Origin of the sequence: Massilia sp. TS11 (assembly GCF_022012445.1) — a bacterium.
Taxonomy (GTDB): Bacteria; Pseudomonadota; Gammaproteobacteria; order Burkholderiales; family Burkholderiaceae_D; genus Telluria.
The window spans coordinates 1-4,389 of record NZ_JAKLTS010000029.1 but is presented as its reverse complement, the minus strand read 5'-3'; the positions used below and the strand labels follow the sequence as shown (position 1 = coordinate 4,389).

Below are 4,389 nucleotides of genomic sequence, written 5' to 3'. Positions count from 1 at the left end.
GTAGCTCAGCGCTATCGGGGTTTTTTGCTTTCTGGCGAAGGCGCTGGGCGCCTCGCTCTGCTTAGCTCCAGCGCAGGTCGTTCTTCAACAGCGGCAACTGGCGCACGCGCTTGCCGGTGGCGGCGAAGATCGCGTTGCAGATCGCCGGGGCAACCGGCGGAAACGCCGGCTCGCCCAAGCCCGTGACCGGAAAGTCGGTCTTGAGGAAGTGGCATTCGATCTTCGGCGGTGTCTGGTTGATGCGCAGCAGCGGGTAGTTATCGAAGTTGCTTTGTACGACGCGGCCGCCGCGGATATCGAGTTCCGGATACAGCAGCGTGCTGAGGCCGTCGATCACCGAACCCTGGGCCTGATTTTCTGCGCCCGACAGATTGACGATCTGGGCGCCGATATCGGCCACCACGACAACACGGTCGACCTGCAGCTGACCGCTCTTGCTGACTGTCACTTCCGCCACCTGGGCAACGTAGCCGCGGTGACTGAAGTGGAAGGCCACGCCCGCGCCCTGGCCTTTGGCAAATTTCTTCTTGCCCCAGCCGGACTTCTCGGCAACTTCGCGCAGCACGCCTTTCATGCGCCCGACATGGTAGGGCACACCGCGCTCGCCCGTCCCAGGCATGAGGTCCTTGTTGCCGAGGATCTCCATGCGGAACTCGACCGGATCGCGCTGGGCCGCATGGGCCAATTCATCGATGAAGCTGTGGAAAACCCAGGCGAACACATTACTGCCCGGGGCGCGCCACGGTCCCATCGGAATCATGCACTCGATTGCCGTTTGTTCCAGCAGACAGTTATCGACCCAGCGCCCCGGGAACTCGTCACCGGACAAGCTGCCGCCGCTGCCGTTTTGCAGCACGCTCTTGCCGTCACGATTGACGCGGTTGGCGAAAGTGATGAAGTGGTTGTGCCAGGCGATCAGCTTGCCCTGGGCATCCACGCCGCCGCGCAGGAAGTGGAAGCCGCCAGCGCGGAAGTGGTCGTGCTGGAGATCGTCTTCGCGCGTCCAGGTCAGCTTGACCGGCGCCTTGCAGCGCAGCGCAATGGCCGCAGCTTCGACGATGAAGTCCGAGCTCAGGCGGCGGCCGAAGCCCCCGCCGCTGCGCGTGATGTGCAGCGTAATTTTTTCTTTCGGAATATTGAAAGTGGAAGCGACCAGGTTCTGGCCAGCGCCCGGATTCTGGGTCGGCGCCCACAGTTCGAGCGTGCCATCGGCTTTGGCCCAGGCCGTGCAGTTTTGTGGCTCGAAGCTGGCGTGCGAGATAAACGGGTAGGTGTAGGCGGCCTCGACAGTCTTGCTCGCGCGGGCCAGGGCGCCCTCGGGGTCACCGTCCTTGCGCAAGGTCTGCGCGCCGGCCTGCTTGGCGAGACGTTTGGCCTCGTCGGTGAAGCGGGTCCAGTCATCGCTTGCGCCCTTGCCCTCGTCCCATTTCACCTGCAGCTGGCGGCGTGCGCTGAACGCACCCCAGGTCGAGGTGGCAACGATGGCGACACCGGGCATCAAGCCGTTCAGATTATCCGTGCCCTCGATCAGAAAGGCGTCGACCACGCCGGGCAGGCGCTTCAGGTCGTCAAGATTGGCGCTCACAGGCTTGCCGCCGAACACTGGGCATTTGACATAGCTTGCGTACAGCATGTCGGGCAGCTTGACGTCGATCCCAAACATCGGCTTGCCGCGTACCAGGTCGCGGTTGTCGACACCGCCGACGCGCGTGCCGAGCAGTTTGAACTCTTTCGGATCTTTCTGGACTACGCTCTTCGCCTCGGGGACGGGCAGGGTGGCGGCTTTGGCGGCCAGATCGGCATAGCGCAGCACACGTTTGCTTGGCAGATGACGCACCTTGCTGTCGCCGGTGGCGCATTCGCTGGCCGGCACCTTCCAGGTGGCAGCCGCGGCCTGCACCAGCATGGCGCGCGCGGTGGCGCCAAGGCGGTGGAATTCGACGTAATTGGTCGGCGTCGAGGTCGAGCCGCCGGCCGCCTGGCTGCCGTAGATCGGATTCAGATCGCCCTGGATCACGCGCACATCTTTCCAGTTCACGTCGAGTTCTTCGGCGATCACCATCGGCAGCGAGGTCTTGATGCCCTGCCCGATTTCGGGCTGCTTGGAAATGAGGGTGATGCTGCCGTCGCTGCCGATGCGGATGAAGGCGCTCGGGGAGAACACGGCCTCGGGTTTGGCAATCTGGGGTTCGGCGGCGCCGCCTTCGAACCAGGCGCCGAGCACGAGTCCGCCACCGAGGGCGGCGCTGCGGCGCAGGAATTCACGGCGTGAGGCGTGCGGCAAGGCTTCGTTCATGGCGCTTCCTTCTGGCAAATTTGAGCGGCCATTGTACGGCCATTTGAGAGCCGATGCAGGAAGGCGACAGTGGCGATGCTAGAAGCTAAAAATTATGAAAACGACTACTTCTAAACTATAATTTTGCTTCTATTTCTACACGGGGAGCCTTATGCGTTTGCCATGGATTGCCGGGCTGTTGGTCCTGTTGCTGACGGCTTGTGGCGGCGGCGACATCGCTCCGCCTGTCGCGCAGCAAAGTGCGACGCGCGTGGCGCTCGGCGCGCCGAAGCCGCTGCCCGTGGTCTTGAGCGGGCCGCGCAGCAATTACAGCGTGAAACTCGATGCGAACGGCTACACTGTCACGGACAAGGCGGGCAATACGCGCAGCCTGCCGATCACCGCGCGCCTGCGCTTCGATGACGTCAGCCTGTCCCTCGATAGCGACGGTCCGGCTGGTCAGGCCTACCGGCTGTATCAGGCGGCGTTCAACCATACCCCGGATCTAGGCGGGCTCGGCTATTGGACCGACCGGCTCGATACCGATGCAACGCTGGTCGACATCGCCCAGGCCTTTATCGATTCGGCCGAATTCAAGGCGACCTATGGCGATCAGCTGAGCAATCTGGAATTCGTCAAACGCCTGTACCAGAATGTGCTGCACCGGCCGGGCGATCCCGGCGGTCTCGATTATTGGACGAGTATTCTGGATAAGAAGCAGGCGCCGCCTGCGGCCGTGCTCGCGGCCTTCAGCGAGAGCCTGGAGAATCAGCTGGGCGTGCAGGCGTCCCTGCAAGGCGGGATTGCTTTCCTTGAGGCTGGTGTCGGCTATGTGCCGGTCGCGGTGCCGGGGCCGAATACGCGCGCGGTCATCAATAGCGTGGTCACGCTCGATGGCTCGGGCAGCACGGCGGCGGTTGGCCGCAGCCTCAGCTATCGCTGGACGATGGTGGCCAAACCGGCGGGCAGCATGGCCGGCCTTGTACAGTCGAGCTCGGCGCGGCCTGCGTTTGTCCCCGATCTCACCGGCACCTATGACGTGCAGCTGGTCGTGTCGGATGGCGCCCGTAGCAGTGCGCCGGCAACGGTGCGGATCACGGCGAGCTGGGGCGCGCCGCCGTCCATCGTGCCGAGCAAGGGCAATTACATTTACCTCGAAAGCGACAATGGCGACTACATCGGTGGCGGGCGCAGCTATCTCTATACCGACCTGAATGCGGTGCTGCAGGTGTCGGGCAACGGTCGCAACCTGTCGGTGAGCGTCAGAGGCGATCAGAACTGGAGCGGCGATTTCGTCGGCATGAATTCAATCGCGCAGTTCATCGCCGGCCTGTACGATGGTCTGACGCGCTACCCGTTCAATAATCCGGCGACCGGCGGCCTGTCCTGGTCGGGCGAGGGGCGCGGTTGCAATACCCTGTCCGGCTCCTTCACGATCGATAGTGTCACCTATGCGGGCACGAATGTGTCCGCGATCGATCTGCGCTTCGAGCAGCATTGCGAAAAAGGCGCATCGGCATTGCGCGGGCAGATCCATTGGCGCAAGGACGATGTGCTCACGGCGCCTGGCCCGGTGGTGCCGGTGCCGGCGGATCTGTGGCAGCCGGCCGCAGGCGCCACGCCGACGACGGGCAACTATGTGTATCTGACCGGCACCAGCGGCGATTGGGTGATCGGTCCCAACAGCTATCTCTATACGCAGGCGAATGCCACGCTGCGCGTGGATGTCATGGGCAACCGTGTGTCGGTCAGTGTGAATGGCGATAAGTGGTGGAACGGGGACTTCCAGGCAATGAACTCGATCAGCGAAATGCAGATCGGCTACTATCCGGGCTTGCAGCGCTATCCCTTCCACAACGCGAACAAGGGCGGCCTCGACTGGGGCGGCGATGGGCGCGGTTGCAATACCCTGAGCGGCTGGTTCGCGGTGGACAATCTGGTGCGCACGAATGGCAATATCACGGCGCTCGATCTGCGCTTCGAACAGCATTGCGAGCAGGGCAGCAGCTATGCCCGCGGCAAGATCCATTGGAGCGCATCGGACACGACCGTGCCGCCGGGCCCGAAGTTCAAACCGGCCGATATGAGCATGCTGCGCAAATAGCTGTTGACGC

At 63.2% G+C, this 4,389-nt stretch carries 2 protein-coding genes; one reads left to right on the top strand and one right to left on the bottom strand.

Features of this window, described 5'->3' with window-relative positions; all coding sequences use genetic code 11:
- Positions 1-61: 61 nt before the first annotated feature.
- Positions 62-2,296 carry a molybdopterin cofactor-binding domain-containing protein gene (locus LZ005_RS21450; RefSeq protein WP_237811047.1) on the bottom strand — a complete coding sequence of 745 codons (2,235 nt, stop codon included), beginning with the start codon at positions 2,294-2,296 and terminating at the stop codon, positions 62-64.
- A gap of 151 nt (positions 2,297-2,447) precedes the next feature.
- Between LZ005_RS21450 and LZ005_RS21445 the strand changes: the two genes are divergently transcribed.
- Positions 2,448-4,379, top strand: a complete 1,932-nt coding sequence (locus LZ005_RS21445; protein ID WP_237811016.1) for a DUF4214 domain-containing protein — start codon at positions 2,448-2,450, stop codon at positions 4,377-4,379.
- Positions 4,380-4,389 lie beyond the last annotated feature (10 nt).